Origin of the sequence: Campylobacter sp. CS_NA3 (assembly GCF_027797495.1) — a bacterium.
Taxonomy (GTDB): Bacteria; Campylobacterota; Campylobacteria; order Campylobacterales; family Campylobacteraceae; genus Campylobacter_B.
The window spans coordinates 1,250,385-1,267,748 of sequence record NZ_CP115609.1; the positions used below are offsets into that span (position 1 = coordinate 1,250,385).

Here is a 17,364-nt window from a genome sequence, read left to right on the forward strand (position 1 = left end):
TTTTTAAAAAAATTCATAAATTTTGATAAATTTATTTTTCGAAATCTCTATTTTTTTCAAATTTTTTTATATATTTTTTATTTTCACAAAAGCCCATAAATTCGGCATCTATCTCGTTGGAACAAAAAAAACGATTTTAACCCGAGTATTTACTTTTTAAAAATATAATTTCGCTTTCATTTCAAAATTCACACAAAGGAAATTTATGCCAAATATAAACAAAAATGCCTTTTGGATTAAGCCTGTGGTAATTTTCATTTTGCTTTTGCTAATGCTAATTCCGCTTGGTTTTATCAAATCTATTCTTTATGATCGCCAAGCCGTAAAAAGCGAAGCCGAAAGCTCTATCATGCGTCCCGTTGGTGGCACACTCGAAATCGGTGGAATTTTGCTTTCGCTTCCTGTTAAACAATTCGTTAGCACCCAAAATAGCGACGGTCGCTTTACTACGCAAAGCATAACAAAGCAAATTTTGCTAACACCGAAAGATTATAAAATTTCAACCGAACTTGACCCACAATACCTAAAACGAGGCATTTTTAGCGTTCCGATTTTTAATGGCGAAATTGCGTTAGAAGCCAAATTTGAACCGATTGATTTCGAGCATTTGGGCGTCAAAGAGGGCGATATTTTATTTGACGAAGCCGTGATGATTTTGGGTATCGGAAATAAAAAAACTTTCACAGCTTTTCCAAAACTAGTTGCAAATTCAGATGCAAATGCCACCAAAAGCGAACTCGTTCAGTCTTTTGCAGCACCTGAGTATTCACCTTTTAGTCAAAGCATTTTTTATAAACTGCCTTATGATATGGCAAGGTCAAATTTCACAATTTCTGCTTCGCTTTTCGTGCAAGGCGGAGCTAAAATCAGCTTTACGCCACTTGCTACAAACAACACTTTTGCACTAAAATCTACATGGGCATCTCCGTCATTTAGCGGTGGCTGGTTGCCAAAAACACGCCAAATAAACAAAGACGGATTTAACGCCGTTTGGGAAGTTTCAGGTCTTAGCACAAATTTTGCTCCCGCTTGGATAGTAAAGCCAAACGAACGCTCACATTACGAAATGATAGATGTAAATTTCATCAGCCCAATCAACAACTATTCGCTCGTGAAGCGTTGCGTAACTTACGCGCTTTTATTTTTAGTCGTGCCGTTTTTGGCGATTTTCTTGTGCGAAATTTGGGCTAAAACGCGAATTCACCCGGTTCAATACTTCCTAATCGGCGCAGCAGATGTGCTTTTTTATCTGCTTATTTTATCGATTTCAGAGCATTTGGCATTTTTCGCTGCTTACGCGTTAGCAGGAATTGCAGTAACTTTGACGGTATTTTTATATGCAAGTGCGATTTTTAAATCCAAAAAACACGGCGCATTTATCGCAATCGTCCATTTGATTTCATATATTACGCTTTATGGAATTTTGCAATCCGAAGACTATGCGCTGCTGCTTGGAAGCATTTTGATGTTTGCTGTGTTAGCGATATTAATGTTTGTTACACGCAAAATCGACTGGTATAAAAATGCTTTTTCAAACGAAGTTGAAGAGTTTTTTACAGATAAAATAGACGGGGAAAATCGGTAAAAAGTATAAATTTAAAACCTTAATAAAGGCAAAGCCGCCGGTAAAATACGCAAATTTAAAAGCGAGAAGCTTTTAAATTTGCAATCTTTTAGGCTTTGCAAGAAATTGCAAATTTTATCAAAATTCGAAAAGCAAAACCATACTAAACTTAGCGAATTTGTTTATCGGGACGGATAAATACAAACAAAATCAGCGAAAAAATCGCTCCTAGCGTATCACAAAGCATATCTTTTTGAGCGTCCCAAATATCGCCTTGTGAGCCTAAAAACTCAATTCCTGCGTTTCCGCCTTTGATAACGGCATAAAGCCACTCGATAATCTCATAAGCTCCTGCAACGCTCATCATAAAAAACAGCCCAAACCAAAGCGCCGTGCCAAAAGTGCATTTGTGCTTTCGCAGTAGCCACTCGCTCATCGCAAAAGCGTAAAATCCAATGGAAAAATGCGCCAAACGATCAAAGTGGTTGCGCTCTTCGCCAAAAATAGGCGTTAAAAACTCATTTCCCCATTCAAACGGAACGGCTGCAAATGTATATTTTGCGCCGATTGTATGCAAAAGTAACCAAACGCTCATCAAAATATAAGCCGTGTTGCTAAATTTAAATTTTTTATATGTAAAAACAAGAGCCAAAAATACGATAAAAAGTGGCGTAGTCTCTGCATACCAAACTGCTCTATCATTTGGCGAAATTCCAGCCCACAGCGACATCGCCACAAAAATAGTAGCTAAAATTAAAGGCACGGCGTGTTTTTGCATTGAGTAAAAATCCTTAAAAAGCAAATTTAGAGCTAAATTTGCTCTAAATTTGCCAAATTTTAGTGTTTTGCTAGATAATTTGTATCAAATTCGTTATTGATAAAATCAGGATTATTCATCATCGCTAGATGAAAATCACGCGTTGATTTTATGCCTTGAATCATCAGTTGTGAAAGTGCCACTTTCATTTTGGCTATGGCTTTGTTGCGGTCTTTGTCATGCACGATTAGTTTGCCTATCATGCTATCATAATACGGCGGAACGCTGTAACCTTCATAAACATGGCTATCCATGCGAACACTTCTGCCACCGGGTGCGACATATTTTGTGATTTTGCCCGGATTTGGCGTGAAGCTTTTTGGATCTTCTGCTGTGATACGGCACTCGATAGCGTGTCCGCTTAAATTTATCTCGCTTTGTTTTGGCAGTTTTTCGCCTTGCGCCACTCTTATCATAAGCTCGATTAAATCAACACCGCTTCGCATTTCGCTAACTGTGTGTTCAACCTGCAAGCGAGTATTCATCTCGATAAAATAGAATTTTTTGTCGCTACTATCATATAAAAATTCAAATGTTCCTGCGCTAAAATATCCGATAGCTTTTGCCGCTTTTACCGCTGTTTCATGGAGTTTTTTGCGAGTTTCATCATCTAGTATTACAGCCGGGCTTTCTTCGATGAGTTTTTGGTGTCTTCTTTGCATAGAGCAGTCTCTCTCACCGATATGAAGCACATTTCCGTGCTCATCGCCGATGACTTGAACTTCGATATGGCGTGGATTTGTAATGTATTTTTCCATATACATTGTCCCATCCCCAAATGCGCTCACCGCTTCGCTCTCAGCCGACCAGAAAAGTTTTTCTAAATCTTCTTCTTTTTGCACCACGCGCATACCGCGACCACCGCCACCGGCAGCAGCTTTGATGATAACAGGATAACCGATTTTCTCGGCTAATTTCCTAGCCTCTTCGACATCGGCGATTGCGCCGTCAGATCCCGGAACAACGGGAATTCCAGCTCTCATCATAACCTGTTTTGCTTTTGATTTATCGCTCATTAAAGTCATAGCTTCAACGCTTGGTCCTATAAATTTAATGCCGTGTTTTTCGCAAATTTCTATAAAATTTTGATTTTCACTTAAAAAGCCATATCCCGGGAAAATGGCGTCTGCTTCTGTTAGCTCACAAGCTGTAATAATCGCAGGTATGTTTAAATAGCTATCACTTGATCTAGGTCCGCCTATGCAAATGGAAGCGTCTGCGTATTTGACATAAAGGGCGTCTTGATCGGCTGTTGAATGCACAACAATAGCTTGTTTGCCCATTTCTTGGATAGTTCTAAGCGCCCTAAGAGCTATTTCGCCACGATTTGCTATAAGAATTCTTTTGATTTCTTTCATAGTTTTTCAACCTCAAATAACGCCATAGCGTATTCTACCGGCTGTCCGTCTTCAACGAGCGCTTTTTTGATACGACAATCAAACTCGGCTTCAATCTCGTTCATAATTTTCATAGCTTCGATAATACCGATAGTCTCGCCCTTATGCACGACTTGACCGACACTTACAAACGCATTTGCACCAGGGCTTGGGGCTTTATAAAAAGTTCCTACCATAGGGCTATCGATCGTATCTGTGGTGGCTTTCGAGCTTGATTTTTCATTTACTACGACATTTACGCTTGGTGCTGGTTGTGGAGCAACAGGTATTTGCGGTGCCAAATTTTCGCCGTCTGCTCCGTATTTTTTAATCTCTATTTCAAAATCTTTGTCTTTGATTTTTAGCTTATTTATACTTTTTTGTTCGTCAAAAAAGCTCATAAGTTCTTTAATATCGTCTTTATTCATTAAGTTTCTCCTAAAAATATTGTAATTAATAATATTAGCTAAAATTTTATAATTATTTGATTAAATTTGGTTGATTTATTCTTTTAGCGTAGTGTTAAAATTTAAAAAATTCAACTTAAATTTGATTATTTATGCCGACGATTTCGTGTGTTTTGAAGCAAATTTTGAGTGAAATAAGGCTTATTGCCTATCGAACAAAAAATTTGCGAAATCACACGAAAGCTAGGCTCGTCTGGCTTTCCAAAAAAAATTACATAAATACTGGAATTTTAGTATTTTTTAGGAAATATTTCGACGCTCCGCCTAAGAAAATCTCTTTTATCCCGTTGTCTGCATGCATTCCAGCTACGATGAGATCGTATTCGCCTTTGCTTGAATGCTCTACTAGCATTTGACCGGGTACTTTCCCTTCGGTATCTAAACACTCAAATTCGACATTTTCTATGCCGTGCAAACTCAAATAGTTTCGAATTCTACCCACTGTTTCTTCTTCGCTATCTGCTAAATAATGTCTAGCGATAACGCAATGCACGACTTTTGCCTTTTTAAGCAAGAAAATCGAATTTGTAAGTGCCCTTGCGCTCGCTGCCGTTCCAGATAAACTAAGTAAAATTTTATCGGCTTTAAATTGATTCATTACACGCGGTATTACTATACAACTTTTTCCGCTTTTGACAACAGCTGCTTCAAAAGTCCCTGTAATGCTGCCTGTCGGTGGGACAGAAGCGATAACCAAATCGCAATAGCGAGAGTGCTTCTCAACAAGTTCAGATCTAACTCCGGTCAAACATTTAAGTCTAGCACTATTTGGAATACCTACTTCATCATTTATATCTAGTCCAACGCTTTCGCACTCTTCTTTAAAAATTTGATTTAAATTTTCTCTTTCCTTTTCTAACTCATCATTTGCGGATTTTAAAAATTCGTCCATCAAAACGCCGCCTTTTAGCGTCATTCTGACATTATAAATCGTTCTTGGATCTAACTGAGCTGCCATAATAGTTAAGTGTGTCCCAAAAAATTTATTCACAAGCAAAGCTCCACGAATTCGCTCTCTAAGCTCTTCTCCGCCACCGATTGGGAAAAATAATTTTTTTAACTCCATTTTTATTCTCCTTATGAATTTTCGCTAACTAATTCAAGTGAAATTTTGCTTCCTTTTTGCTCTGCCACTTTTACTTTGACGCTGTCGCCTTCGTTTAGTTTTGTTTTGATTTTTGAGATATGAAGCAAACCATCTACGCCATCTCTAAGTGAGATAAATGCGCCAAATTCCATTACTTTTTGCACCACGCCATCAAATTCTTCGCCGATTTCAAATTTAATATCTTTTTTGAAATCTTTTCTTGGCGCACCTTTTTTGAAATCTCGTCCGCCGCCTTTGACAATAGAAAGAATTTGCTCTTTTGCGCCATCGACACCTGATTTTTTAACGCCGTGAATTTTAACTTCGCCTTTTTCTCTATCTAAATCAATGCTAACGCCGAATTTTTCGGTAATTTCTTTTATAGTTTTACCGCCTTGACCGATAATATCGACGATTTTGCTTGGATCTACGCTAAAAATTTCAAGTTTTGGCAAAATCTCTTCATTTACGCAAATTTTATCATTTGCAATTTCCATTAAATTTAAGATATGTTCTCTGCCTTCTTTTGCTTGATTTAGGGCTTCGCTTAGCACTTCAAGGCTAATTCCGCCAAGCTTTATGTCCATTTGAAGTGCAGTGATTCCGTCCTTGCTACCTGCAACCTTAAAATCCATATCGCCGTCGTGATCTTCTAGTCCCATGATGTCTGTTAAGACCGCGTGTTTATCATCTTCAAAAACTAAGCCCATAGCAACTCCTGCAACTAGTTTTTGTGTAGAAATTCCGGCTGCTCTCATAGATAAAGAACCGCCACAAACACTCGCCATTGAGCTAGAACCATTGCTCTCTAAAATTTCGCTAACTACGCGAATAGCCCACGGCGAATTTATCGCAACACTTGGGAAAAGCGCTCTTTTGGCTAAATTTCCATGTCCTAGCTCTCTACGACCAGGACTTTTTAACGGGCTAGCTTCGCCAACAGAAAATCCCGGGAAATTGTAATTAAACATAAATTTTTCAGTAATTGCCGAGTTTTCCGTTAAACTATCGCTAAGTTGAGCATCGCTATCGCCGCCAAGCGTAGTAACAACTAACGCCTGAGTTTGACCGCGCGTAAAAAGACAACTGCCGTGAGCGTTTGGAAGCAAATTTGTTTCTATGTCGATTGGGCGAACTTCGTTTAATGCTCTGCCGTCAGCTCTACGGCGTTCATTTATGATTTGGCTTCTAATAATTTTGCGTTTATATTTGCCGATGACATTTGAGATAACGCCTTCTTCCCATTCATTTTTAATCGCTTCATCATCAGTTACGATTTTTTTAACGATTTTATCAAGCTCGGTTGCTCGCTCACTTTTTGCCATTTGGTTTATAGCAAATTTAACATCGTCTTTATAGAATTTATCGATATATTCGGCGATTGCTTCGTTTTCGATTTCAGGCTTATACTCTAAATTTGCTTCATTTTTTTTGTGTGGCATAAAAACTTCTTCATAAGCCAAAGAGCCTTTTAAAATCGCCTGTCCTGCAAAATCAATAGCTTTTACCATATCGTCTTCATTTACTTCGTTCATATTTTGATTTTCGCCGTTTAGTTGTGGCAAAGATCTCATCTCTATCATCAAAAGCTCATCGCCGACACCTGCGACATAAAGATCAAGCGAACTTTGTTTAAGCTGCGAATTTGTAGGATTTATGATAAGTTCGCCGTTGATCTTACCTACTCTAACACCGCAAACAGGGGCTTTCATAGGAATATCGCTTAAATAAAGAGCTGCACTTGCGGCATTTAGACTTACAACTTGTAAATCAACTTCCGGATCAGCAGAAAGCACAAAAACCACGATTTGCGTAGGATAAGCATAGCCTTTTGGGAAAAGAGGTCTTAAAGAGCGATCGATTATCCTGCTCGTTAGCGTTTCAAAATCTCCGGGCTTAGTCTCCCTTTTTATATAACCACCGGGAATTCGCCCTGCTGCGTATTGTTTTTCGATATACTGCACGGTTAGCGGTAAAAAATCTTCTTCAACCTGCCTTTCTTCTCTTGCGACTGTGGCTAAAACGACTGTGTTTTTCACTCTTAAAAGTGCAGCTCCTGCTGCTTGTTTGGCGACTTTGTTAATATCAAAAATCTCTAAATTGTTATTCACATCAACTAAGCACTGCATTTGTTTCTTCTCCTTCTAATACTTCTTTATGTAAAGGTAAATAATACGGACTTTCTTCTAAAATTTGCATTATAATATCAACTTTTGGCTCAATTTTTTCTTTGTAATAAAAATCAACCGAAACAAAATCGGCAATATTATGAACACAAAAAAGCTCATCAACCAAAACGCCCAAATTCTTAGCAACGCTGTTTGGTATTAAAGGCGTTGCGTAAATTATCGTTTTTGCGTTTAAATTTGTAAGCGATTTTATGCAAGCAAGAGCAGTCATACCGCTTTCGCAACCTTCATCTATCAAAATAACATTGCGATTTTCAAAATCTTGCAAAAGTTCGCCTTTGCGATATTTATAAACGCTTTTTAGAATTTTTTCTTCATATTTTCTATTACTTTGTCCGTAAATATAGTCTAAATTTATGCCAAAAGATTTGACTAGCTCTTCTAGTATAACGATTTCTTGTGTTTCGCTAACACAAGCAATGGCGCATTCAGGGTTATTTGGCGCAAAAATTTGTTCGCTAAATAAAATTTCATAACCAATTTTTAATTTTCTAGCTATCTCATCTACCAAAATAACGGAATCTAGCGACGAACAGATAATAATATAGTTGTCTTTTTTAAAATCACTTACAGGCAAAATTTCTATTAGTTTTTCGGCTGCTTGAATTTGATTTTCAAACATTAAATTTTCTCTTGAAATCATCAGTTTTGCTCCGTATAATCGTGATTTATAGAAAAATCATAGCCAACACCGCCAAAAGGATAGAAATTTACAAAGAAATAAAATCCTTGTTCTTTGCTCGCTTTTTCATAATTTTGCTTGTTTGTATTTTTTGGTTCAATATCTTCTTGATACACAAATGAGAAATTCCAACACTTTCGATTATGCGTAACGCCGACTCGCCACATTTTAGTATAATCTCTTTGCAAATCATAATCAACCCTGCCAAAGAGTTTATAATAATTTGGCAAATTTAGTGCTAAATTTGCTATGAAATAGTTGTCTTTTGTATATCTATCTCTATCTTCGCTAAATTTTCTATACTCATAAGAGTGCGTCAAAGATCCGCTAAAATAGTCATTTGAATAACTTGCATAGCTTCTAATTCGATCAAAGCTATGGTATTTATGCGAATATAAAAATCTATTTCCAAGTCTAAGACCATTTTTAAAATAAAAATCAATGCTATGATCTAACTCGCCAAATTCATCTTCGTCAAAATCATATCTTTGTTTTATCATGTGCCTTATAAATTTACGCCCATTTCCATCATAAAAATACTGCGTAAAACGCCCTGCAAGGCTATCGTGCGTATAATCATCGCTAAGTTCGTTTATGAAATTATCTTCATAATAAAGCGAACTTTTTACATTATTTAAGGCAGATTTATTTATTTTTGAATTTTCCTTATCATAATCGTAGCGGTAGTATTTAAACAATCTGTCATCAATATCGCCCTTTTGATACCAAGGGATAAGCAAATCAAGCCCAAATGAAACGGTGTGGAAAAAATTCTCGTAGGATTTTGCTAAATCGCTTTGAAGAGAAATTAAATGATAATTATTTATATATGCAGTTGAATTATCCGTGCTAAATTCGCCATTTGCGTAGTTATACTTTTTATCCCAATCAATATATGAAAAATAGAGATTTTCGCCGATAATCAAATTTAAATACTCATCAAATAAAGGCATAGAAAAACTCACAGGAATATTTAACTCATAATGCCTTGCTTCTACGCCGTCATCTCTAATGTAATTGTGTGCCTTGGTATCGACAGAATAAAGCAAATTTGGCAAGGCAAAATTATCAACGAATTTATGATAATGCAAAGTAGGAATTTCTTGAACCGTATCGTTATTTTTAAACAAATTCTCGCTATTTAGCTTCGCAGTATCTAAATAATATCTCGCGTAAAGCCCAAAATAGTGATTGTCTGTCGTTAGATAATAATTTAGTCTTGAAGTTACAAGCGAATTTGCGCTATCGTCGTCAATCCCGCCTTTGCTAACTAAATCATAATACTCCAAATCATTAAGTTTGGTAAAATCAAGCCATAAATTTTCTTTGAAATCGCCGTCGATTAGGTGTTTTACGAGCCTACTTCTATCGTATTGTATCTCGAATCCATGGTGTTGTTTATTTGCAAGTTCAAGTCTTTTTTGATGCTTTGATTTGTTTTCAAACATACCACCCCGAATTTCGCCATAAGAGTAAGGCGAATCGGCAAATCTAAATGTGCCATAAACACCTGCTCCCCTACGAGCGCGAATTTGTGGATCTAGCTGAAAATCCCAGCTCTCATAAGGAGCAAAATAAATCGGCTGTTTATAATACGCACCCTCGCTTCCGATATAACCAATCTCAGGCGGTAAAAGCCCAGTTCTGCGTGTTTTATCGGTCGGAAAGCCAAAATACGGCAAATATAAAACAGGATAATCGCTAACATAAAAAACAGGGTTAAAAATATGCAAAAATTTGCTCTCTTTATTCATTTTTGCACTACTAAATTTAATCTTCCAGTCAGGATCGCTGACATTACAGCTAGAAACCGCGCCGCCTTTTATGCGATAATACTCGCTATCAACGCAGGTTTTATCATTTTGCATCCAAATTTCGCCGTCTTTATCCATAATGAAATTTGCATCGGCTTCTTGCAAATCGTTTTTAAAATCAAGTTTGACATAGTTTGCCCGCGAAGTCTCATTTAACCCACGCATAGAATTTACATTTCCAAAAAGCTCGGCAACTTCGTTTTTTTGGTCATACACGGCGCGATCTGCGGTTACGAAATAATCTTGCGAATATATTATTACATTTCCGGTTGCTGTTATTATGTCTCCATTTTTTACTACATCATCGGCGATAAGCTCGACATTTTGGACTTTTGCGTTAAGTAAATTTAGGCAAAATAGCAAAATAACGGATAAAAATTTAAATATTTTAATCAACTTGCACCACCAAAGTTGTCGCAAATTTATCGTGCCAAGTTTGCTTAAATTCGCTAAAAAATGCCCACACAAAGCCCAAATAAAAGGCAAATTCGCTAATAATCCTAACAACGGCTCTCATTAGCGATTCATAAAAATTTGGCACAAGAGCGTCTTGGTTTATGCAACGAATTTTGCAAACAAATTTACCCAAAGTCGCTCCGTAAAAATAGACAAAAAGCGTGTGGTAAAGCACTTTTATGATATAGTATTGCACTATAAAATTCATCATTATATCTTGAAGTTGCTCTTGATTTGCGGCTTTTGAAAATTCGCCCATGTAAATAAGAAAAAATAAAATCGCCAAAACCATTTCATCGATACCGCAAGAAAGTATCCTGCGTCCGTTTGTGGCTAGGCTTAATTTCCCGTTTTCAGCCATTTTTTAACGCCTGATACGCTATATCTTTGCGATACTGTGCGCCGTCAAATTTGATATTTTCACAGAGCCTGTAAGCCGTGTCTCTTGCTTCTTTTATGCTTTTTGCAGTTGCCACGCTTACTAAAACCCTACCGCCTGTTGCGATTATTTTATCATTTTCCCTACCGACACCGGCATAGCAAATGTGCGAATTTGGCTCAATTTCGCTTACGCTGATAAGTGCTGGTTCGCTAGAAGAAAAAGGATAATTTTTACTAGCCATTACAACACCCACGGCAAATTCGTCTTTTAATTTTATGCTTTGAAGTTTGCCGATTGCGGCATTATAAAGAATTTTACTCAAACTTCCATCAATCAACGGCATTAAAACTTCACATTCAGGGTCGCCAAAGCGGACATTGTATTCAAGCACAAAAGGCTCGTTTTTAACTATCATAAGTCCCACAAAAAGCACTCCGCAAAAAGGATTTCCATCTTCCTTCATGCCTTTTAGAGTTGGCGCTACGATTTCATTTTCCACTTTTTTTATTAGCTCAGGCGTTGCCAACGGACTTGGAGCATAAGCGCCCATTCCGCCTGTATTTGGACCCATGTCGTTATCTAGTAGTCTTTTGTGATCTTGTGCAACAGGAAGTGATACAAAATTTTCGCCGTCGCAAATGGCAAAAAAGCTAAGTTCAAATCCGTCTAAAAATTCTTCTACAACCACTGTTTTACCGGCATTTCCAAAGCTTTCACCGCTTAGCATACTTTTTACAGCACTCTTGGCTTCATCTTTGCTTTTTGCGATGATTACGCCTTTTCCGGCACATAGTCCGTCGGCTTTAACAACGATTGTTTCGCCCAAATTATCGATAAATTCACAAATTTCATTAAAATCGCTTGAACTTAAAAATCTAGCAGTTTTTATATTTTTTCGCTTTAAAAAATCTTTCATAAAGGCCTTACTGCCCTCGAGCCTTGCAGCATTTTTACTCGGTCCAAAAACAGCTAAATTATGAGATTTAAAAACATCTACAATGCCCTTTGTAAGCGGATCTTCGGGACCTACAATAGTTAGGTTTATATCTCTTTTGATTGCAAATTTAGCCAAATCTTCAAAGTCGCTTAAATTCACATTTTTACCGAGTTTTTCAGTCGCTCCGTTACCTGGAGCAAAGTATAAATTTAAAACATTAGAGTCTTCTTTTAGTTTTAATCCGATGGCGTATTCTCTACCGCCGTTGCCGATGATAAGTATATTCAAAGCAAATTCTCCAAAAAATAAAAAACCCAAGTGAGCGTTGCGTAGAAAGAATCGGCCCAAAACAAGCCAAATCTTGCGAGTAGGAAAGGTCTTCTAGGTCGCAACCCGTAAGCTTAGAGCCTCAAACCGAGCCGCGTCACACGGACTTTTTCACATCGTCGCTATCACAATTATGTTGGACCCTCATAAAAACGCTGTCGCATCACTCAGGCGTTAGATAATTATATTAAAAAAATACTTAAACTATTAGTAAAGCAAGATTTATTGCCGAATTTATCGACTGAATTTCGCAAATTTTAGGTTCGCAAAAATCTTTTAAAATTTGTGCCGTTGTATTTCCGATACTAACTGCCTTGTAGCTTTCGTCCCAACCGAAATTTCGCACAAAAGATTTGACATTTTTTGGTGAAGTAAAGATTAAAACCGAGTTTTTTGGTGGTTTAGCTGAATTTGGCAAATTTAATTCTACATTTTCATAGGCTGCAATAACGCTTAAATTTACGCCGTTTTGAAGCAAAAATTTATCCAAATTTGAAACGGTTTCTTTGGCTTTTAAATACAAAATTTTTCCTTTTAAAAACGGCAAAATTTCACGCGCAAATTCGCTTCCGTGCGAGTTTTTGGCTAAATATATATTTTTAAATCCAAATTTTTTAGCTTCTTTATGAGAAGCTTCGCCGATAGCGTAAATTTGTGTGTTTAAATTTAAGCTAATTTGGTTAAATTCCAAAGCTTTTATCGCATTTTTGGAAGTTATGATAATACTATCAAATTCGCCCAAGTTTGCAAATTCAAAAAATTTGATTTCGCAAACTTGCAAATGTGCTATGCGCTCATCGCTACAAGGCGTATTTGAGATAAGATAGATTAGGCTTTGCTTTTTAGCCATTTCTCTATCTCTTTGATTTGTGTTTTCACACTTGCATTTGCCGTTCCGCCAAGCGAAGTTCTAGCTTCTTTTGAGTTGGCTAAATTTAGCACTTCTATGGCGCTCTCATCGAAGTCTGCGTAAATTTTTCTAAGCTCTTTTAGGCTAATTTCGCTTAAATCAATGCCAAGCTTTTCAGCCCTTGCCACGCATTTTCCTGTGATAAAATGAGCCTGTCTAAATGGCACATTTCTTTCTCGCACCAAAAAATCAGCCAAATCAGTCGCACTTAAATGCCCTGTTTTGGTTGCTTTTAGCATATTTTCTTCGTTAAATTTGGTTGTTTTTAACATTTCATTTAAAATAATAAGCGAATTTTTAGCTTGTTCTACACTATCAAAAACGCCTTCTTTGTCTTCTTGCATATCCTTGTTATACGCCAAAGGTAGGGCTTTCATCGTGGTTAGCAGTGCCATTAAATTTCCATAAACTCTGCCCGTTTTGCCTCTAATTAGCTCTGCGACATCCGGGTTTTTCTTTTGTGGCATTATGCTTGAACCTGTGCTAAATTTATCGCTGATACTTATAAATCCAAATTCTTGCGAACTCCACAAAATAAGCTCTTCGCAAAGCCTTGAAGTGTGCGTAAAAATAACGCTTATATTAAATAAAATCTCCAAAGCAAAATCTCTATCGCTAACGCCGTCCATAGAATTTGACAAAGGCGCTTTAAAGCCCATAAGCTCGGCAGTTTGGTTGCGATTTATATTATGTGGCGTTCCTGCAAGTGCCGCGCTTCCCAAAGGAGAGAAATTATTTCGCTCATAACTTGAAATAAGGCGATCAAAATCCCTTTTAAACATAAACGCATACGCCATTAAATGTTGTGCTAGACTTACCGGTTGAGCGTGTTGTAAGTGCGTGTAACCGGGCATTAGCGTATTTAAATTTGCTTTTGCGATTTCATTAAAAGATGTGATTAAATTTAGCAAAAGTTTTGAAATTTCCAAATTCGAACGAAGCACAAATCGCCTAAAATCGGTTGCAACCTGATCATTTCTACTTCGTGCTGTGTGAAGTTTGCCACCCAGTTCTGCTCCGATTATCTCGCCAAGGCGCTTTTCAACCGCCATGTGAATATCTTCATCGCTAATTTTTATCTCGAATTTGCCGTTTTCAAACTCTTTTAAAATTTGCTCTAAACCTTTTATGATTTTTTTGCTCTCATTTTTTGTTATAATCCCGCACTCGCCAAGCATCGTAGCATGGGCAATCGAGCCTGTAATATCCTCAAAATATAAATTTTTATCAAATTCAATCGAAGCGTTAAATTTTTCTAAAAGTTCGCTACTAGCTTCGCTAAATCTGCCTTCCCACATTTTTTTCATCGTCGTTTCCTTGCTAAAAAATAAAATATAATTATAGCCAAAATTATACCGCCCACAGCGTAGATGAACGGATCTTGCTTGTAATTTTTTGATTTTTCTTTTAAAAACACATTGATAACTTTGCCATCATTTGTCGTAATTTTTAGTTTCGAACCTTTTGCGCCACTTAGTTTAACTCGCAAAGTATTTGCGTGTGGATTTGAAATTTCAGGTTTATTCATAAATGAAGAACTTGCTTTATATGAACTTAACAGGTCATTGCAATCTTTTGGTGCGATAAAAATATCATAATAAATATCGGGCATAACGCCCAAATTATCGCCATCTTTGGCTACAAAATAGTTGTTTTTTGGTGTGGAAGTTTTAAATTTCCACGCATGAGTTTTATTTTCGCCATCTTGCGTGTAGCTAAATTTGGCTTCGTATTCTGTGTCGAATTCAAAAATGCTTTTACTAAAAAGCACAAACTGGCGGTCGTTTAAAATGCCGTTTGGATCGCTTTTTTTATCCAAAATTTTTGTATCTGTGATTTCTACGCCGTTTTTGTAAATTTTAAAACTTTGCATTTTAACGGGCTTGGCGAATTTATTAAATTCGATACTTATCGGATTTGCCGTGATTTTACACTCCGGAATAGGATCTGGAATTTCATTGCTAAAAAAGGCTTGTTGGGGTTCCGAATTTGGAAAATAAACAAACGGCGTGGAATTTAATCTATTTGCCATTTCAAATTTATCGGATTTCATTTTTAGCGTTTTATCCTTGCACATGCCAAGTATAAATCTGCCGTTGCCTTCGTCGTTTTTGTTTGCGCTACAAAATCGTTCAAGCGATGAATTTCCCATTTCAAAGGCGTAACTGGCGTCTTTTTCGTTTTTAAAGTAGGCAATGCCGACCTCATCGATTTCAAAATCCAAAAATGCAAAGCGATGATAAATCGCACTCATAAGCCCGTCAATCGCACTTTGCAAATCATCAGCATTAAAAGATATATTTTCTCTAACGCTTGAATTATACCCTACAAACTCAGCTCTTTTACTCGGATTTTCGCCTGTAAAACCAGTTTTTCCTTGAATTTCATCGTGCGACATAACCGAATTTGCAACAACATATTTTGCGTGATTAAGCGCGGCAAGATCTAAAATTTGATTTTGTTTTAGCTGATTAAGTCCTGATTTTATGCGAAGATTATTTAGATAATTAAGCGGTTCATCATAAACTAAAAAACCGCTTTTTGATTCAAGCGGTTTTTTAAGATTATCTGGGGCTTTTTCGCAAGAAATAAGCAAAAAAGCGATGCCCAAAAGCAAAAAAAATCTAAGCTTTCGGACCCGCTTTTGCAAATTCTATTCCTTCTTTGACATCTTCGTAGCGTTTGAAATTTTCTACAAACATTTTCGCAAGTTTTTCACGAGTTTTTGCGTATTCATCAGCATTTTCCCAAGTGTTGGCTGGATTTAGAAGTTTTGTCTCAACACCAGCTAACTCTTTTGGAACGGCTAGATTAAATTTTTCAAAATTTTCAAATTCGCATTTTGTGATACTTCCGTCAAGGATAGCATTTATACAAGCACGAGTTGCCTTTATGCTCATGCGTTTGCCAACGCCATAAGCTCCGCCGCTCCAACCTGTATTTACTAGATATACATTTACGCCGTGTTTGTCGATTTTTTCGCCTAAAAGTTTTGCATAAACTGTCGGGTGAAGCGGCATAAACGGCTCACCAAAACAAGCACTAAAAGTCGCCACAGGCTCGGTAATACCGCGTTCAGTTCCTGCGACTTTGGCAGTGTATCCGCTTAGGAAATAATACATCGCTTGTTCTTTTGTAAGCTTCGCAACAGGCGGTAAAACGCCAAAAGCGTCAGCGCTTAGGAAAATGATATTTTTTGGGTGTCCTGCTTTTAGGCTTTTTTGATGATTTTCAATGTGTTCTATCGGATAGCTAACGCGTGTGTTTTCGGTTTTATATGAATCAGCATAATTTACAACCCCGTGTTCGTCATAAACGACATTTTCTAAAAGTGCGTTTCTTTTGATAGCAGCGTAAATTTCAGGCTCACTAGCAGGGTCTAAATTTATACATTTTGCGTAGCAACCACCTTCAAAATTAAACACGCCTTCATCGTCCCAGCCATGCTCGTCATCGCCGATTAATGCTCTGTTTGGATCTGTCGAAAGTGTTGTTTTTCCGGTTCCTGAAAGCCCAAAAAATAGTGCAGTGTCGCCGTCCTTGCCGACATTTGCTGAGCAGTGCATTGACATTTTACCTTGAAGCGGAAGCCAATAATTCATCATAGAAAAAATTCCTTTTTTCATCTCTCCGCCATACCATGTTCCGCCGATTACAGCGACATTTTCTTCGACATTAAAAATAACAAAAACTTCTGAGTTCAATCCGTCTTTTTCATAATTTTCATTTTCACATTTACAAGCGTTATAAACGACGAAATCAGGGTGAAAATTTGATAACTCATCAGAGCTTGGGCGGATAAACATATTTTTTACAAAGTGCGCTTGCCACGCTACTTCTGTTACAAAACGAACGCTTTTTCGGCTCTCTAAGCTAGATCCACAAAATGCGTCTTGAATATAGATATTTTTATTTGAAAGTTGTGTTTTTGCTTTTTTTAGAAGTTTTTCAAAAAGTTCTTTTGTGATAGGTTGATTGATTTTTCCCCAAGCTATGTATTTTTGGCTAGGGTCTTGTTTGACGAAATATTTATCTTTTGGGCTTCGTCCGGTAAAAATGCCGGTATCAACCATAAAGGTTCCGTTTGAGCTAACCTTGCCCTCTTCATTTCGCACCTCATGCTCAAAAAGTTCGTCATAACTTAGGTTATAATAAACTTCCTTCACGCCTTCCAAGCCTAACTTGTCCAAGTCGTTAATCATCGTAATTTCCTTTAAATTTGCTAAGAGATTGAATTTTGTCAAAAAAATTCAGACAAAATTCAAAAAATTCAGCCCTAATTATAGCTAAAAAATGCTTGTTTTAACTTTATAGATAAGAATTGTTATTAAATTTACGATGCAGAAAAGTGAAAAT

At 37.0% G+C, this 17,364-nt stretch carries 14 protein-coding genes; 1 reads left to right on the forward strand and 13 read right to left on the reverse strand.

Annotated features, from left to right (window positions below):
- Positions 1-205 precede the first annotated feature (205 nt).
- Positions 206-1,585 (forward strand): cell envelope integrity protein CreD, encoded by a 1,380-nt coding sequence (gene creD / locus PF026_RS06245; protein WP_270870402.1) that lies wholly within the window; start codon positions 206-208, stop codon positions 1,583-1,585.
- Between the two features lie 148 nt (positions 1,586-1,733).
- Here creD and PF026_RS06250 read toward each other — a convergent pair whose 3' ends face one another.
- The 13 genes from PF026_RS06250 to pckA all read right to left on the reverse strand — a co-directional run bounded on the left by PF026_RS06250 (position 1,734) and on the right by pckA (position 17,207).
- Positions 1,734-2,342, reverse strand: coding sequence for a DUF2238 domain-containing protein (locus PF026_RS06250; protein WP_270870401.1), 609 nt, complete (start codon positions 2,340-2,342; stop codon positions 1,734-1,736).
- A gap of 59 nt (positions 2,343-2,401) precedes the next feature.
- Positions 2,402-3,739 (reverse strand): acetyl-CoA carboxylase biotin carboxylase subunit, encoded by a 1,338-nt coding sequence (locus PF026_RS06255; RefSeq protein ID WP_270860492.1) that lies wholly within the window; start codon positions 3,737-3,739, stop codon positions 2,402-2,404.
- On the reverse strand, positions 3,736-4,185 hold the full coding sequence (accB, locus tag PF026_RS06260; protein WP_270863648.1) for an acetyl-CoA carboxylase biotin carboxyl carrier protein: 450 nt from the start codon (positions 4,183-4,185) through the stop codon (positions 3,736-3,738). The genes PF026_RS06255 and accB overlap by 4 nt, the downstream gene beginning before the upstream one ends.
- A 250-nt stretch (positions 4,186-4,435) precedes the next feature.
- The gene (locus PF026_RS06265; RefSeq protein ID WP_270860490.1) at positions 4,436-5,290 is read right to left on the reverse strand and encodes a universal stress protein; all 855 of its coding nucleotides are present in this window, start codon (positions 5,288-5,290) and stop codon (positions 4,436-4,438) included.
- Between the two features lie 11 nt (positions 5,291-5,301).
- The gene (locus PF026_RS06270) at positions 5,302-7,440 is read right to left on the reverse strand and encodes a polyribonucleotide nucleotidyltransferase (RefSeq protein ID WP_270863649.1); all 2,139 of its coding nucleotides are present in this window, start codon (positions 7,438-7,440) and stop codon (positions 5,302-5,304) included.
- Positions 7,424-8,143 carry a phosphoribosyltransferase family protein gene (locus PF026_RS06275; protein WP_270863650.1) on the reverse strand — a complete coding sequence of 240 codons (720 nt, stop codon included), beginning with the start codon at positions 8,141-8,143 and terminating at the stop codon, positions 7,424-7,426. The genes PF026_RS06270 and PF026_RS06275 overlap by 17 nt, the downstream gene beginning before the upstream one ends.
- A complete protein-coding gene (locus tag PF026_RS06280; protein ID WP_442867924.1) occupies positions 8,143-10,503 on the reverse strand; it encodes an LPS-assembly protein LptD in 2,361 nt (786 codons plus the stop codon). Before PF026_RS06280 ends, PF026_RS06275 begins: the two co-directional genes overlap by 1 nt.
- Positions 10,385-10,813: an RDD family protein gene (locus PF026_RS06285; RefSeq protein WP_270860487.1), complete on the reverse strand. Its 429-nt coding sequence runs from the start codon at positions 10,811-10,813 to the stop codon at positions 10,385-10,387. Before PF026_RS06285 ends, PF026_RS06280 begins: the two co-directional genes overlap by 119 nt.
- Positions 10,806-12,059, reverse strand: coding sequence for a phosphoribosylamine--glycine ligase (purD, locus tag PF026_RS06290; protein WP_270863651.1), 1,254 nt, complete (start codon positions 12,057-12,059; stop codon positions 10,806-10,808). The genes PF026_RS06285 and purD overlap by 8 nt, the downstream gene beginning before the upstream one ends.
- A gap of 238 nt (positions 12,060-12,297) precedes the next feature.
- Positions 12,298-12,948, reverse strand: a complete 651-nt coding sequence (locus PF026_RS06295) for a uroporphyrinogen-III synthase (protein WP_270863652.1) — start codon at positions 12,946-12,948, stop codon at positions 12,298-12,300.
- The gene (gene argH, locus PF026_RS06300) at positions 12,927-14,315 is read right to left on the reverse strand and encodes an argininosuccinate lyase (RefSeq protein WP_270863653.1); all 1,389 of its coding nucleotides are present in this window, start codon (positions 14,313-14,315) and stop codon (positions 12,927-12,929) included. The genes PF026_RS06295 and argH overlap by 22 nt, the downstream gene beginning before the upstream one ends.
- A complete protein-coding gene (locus PF026_RS06305; protein WP_270863654.1) occupies positions 14,312-15,658 on the reverse strand; it encodes a CAP domain-containing protein in 1,347 nt (448 codons plus the stop codon). Before PF026_RS06305 ends, argH begins: the two co-directional genes overlap by 4 nt.
- Positions 15,633-17,207: a phosphoenolpyruvate carboxykinase (ATP) gene (gene pckA / locus PF026_RS06310; protein ID WP_270863737.1), complete on the reverse strand. Its 1,575-nt coding sequence runs from the start codon at positions 17,205-17,207 to the stop codon at positions 15,633-15,635. The genes PF026_RS06305 and pckA overlap by 26 nt, the downstream gene beginning before the upstream one ends.
- Positions 17,208-17,364 lie beyond the last annotated feature (157 nt).

Bases quoted from the DNA above. Each gene is read 5' to 3' on its own strand.
- creD (WP_270870402.1), top strand. From the start codon at position 206: ATGCCAAATATAAACAAAAATGCCTTTTGGATTAAGCCTGTGGTAATT.
- PF026_RS06250 (WP_270870401.1), bottom strand. From the start codon at position 2,342: ATGCAAAAACACGCCGTGCCTTTAATTTTAGCTACTATTTTTGTGGCG.
- PF026_RS06255 (WP_270860492.1), bottom strand. From the start codon at position 3,739: ATGAAAGAAATCAAAAGAATTCTTATAGCAAATCGTGGCGAAATAGCT.
- accB (WP_270863648.1), bottom strand. From the start codon at position 4,185: ATGAATAAAGACGATATTAAAGAACTTATGAGCTTTTTTGACGAACAA.
- PF026_RS06265 (WP_270860490.1), bottom strand. From the start codon at position 5,290: ATGGAGTTAAAAAAATTATTTTTCCCAATCGGTGGCGGAGAAGAGCTT.
- PF026_RS06270 (WP_270863649.1), bottom strand. From the start codon at position 7,440: ATGCAGTGCTTAGTTGATGTGAATAACAATTTAGAGATTTTTGATATT.
- PF026_RS06275 (WP_270863650.1), bottom strand. From the start codon at position 8,143: ATGATTTCAAGAGAAAATTTAATGTTTGAAAATCAAATTCAAGCAGCC.
- PF026_RS06285 (WP_270860487.1), bottom strand. From the start codon at position 10,813: ATGGCTGAAAACGGGAAATTAAGCCTAGCCACAAACGGACGCAGGATA.
- PF026_RS06295 (WP_270863652.1), bottom strand. From the start codon at position 12,948: ATGGCTAAAAAGCAAAGCCTAATCTATCTTATCTCAAATACGCCTTGT.
- argH (WP_270863653.1), bottom strand. From the start codon at position 14,315: ATGAAAAAAATGTGGGAAGGCAGATTTAGCGAAGCTAGTAGCGAACTT.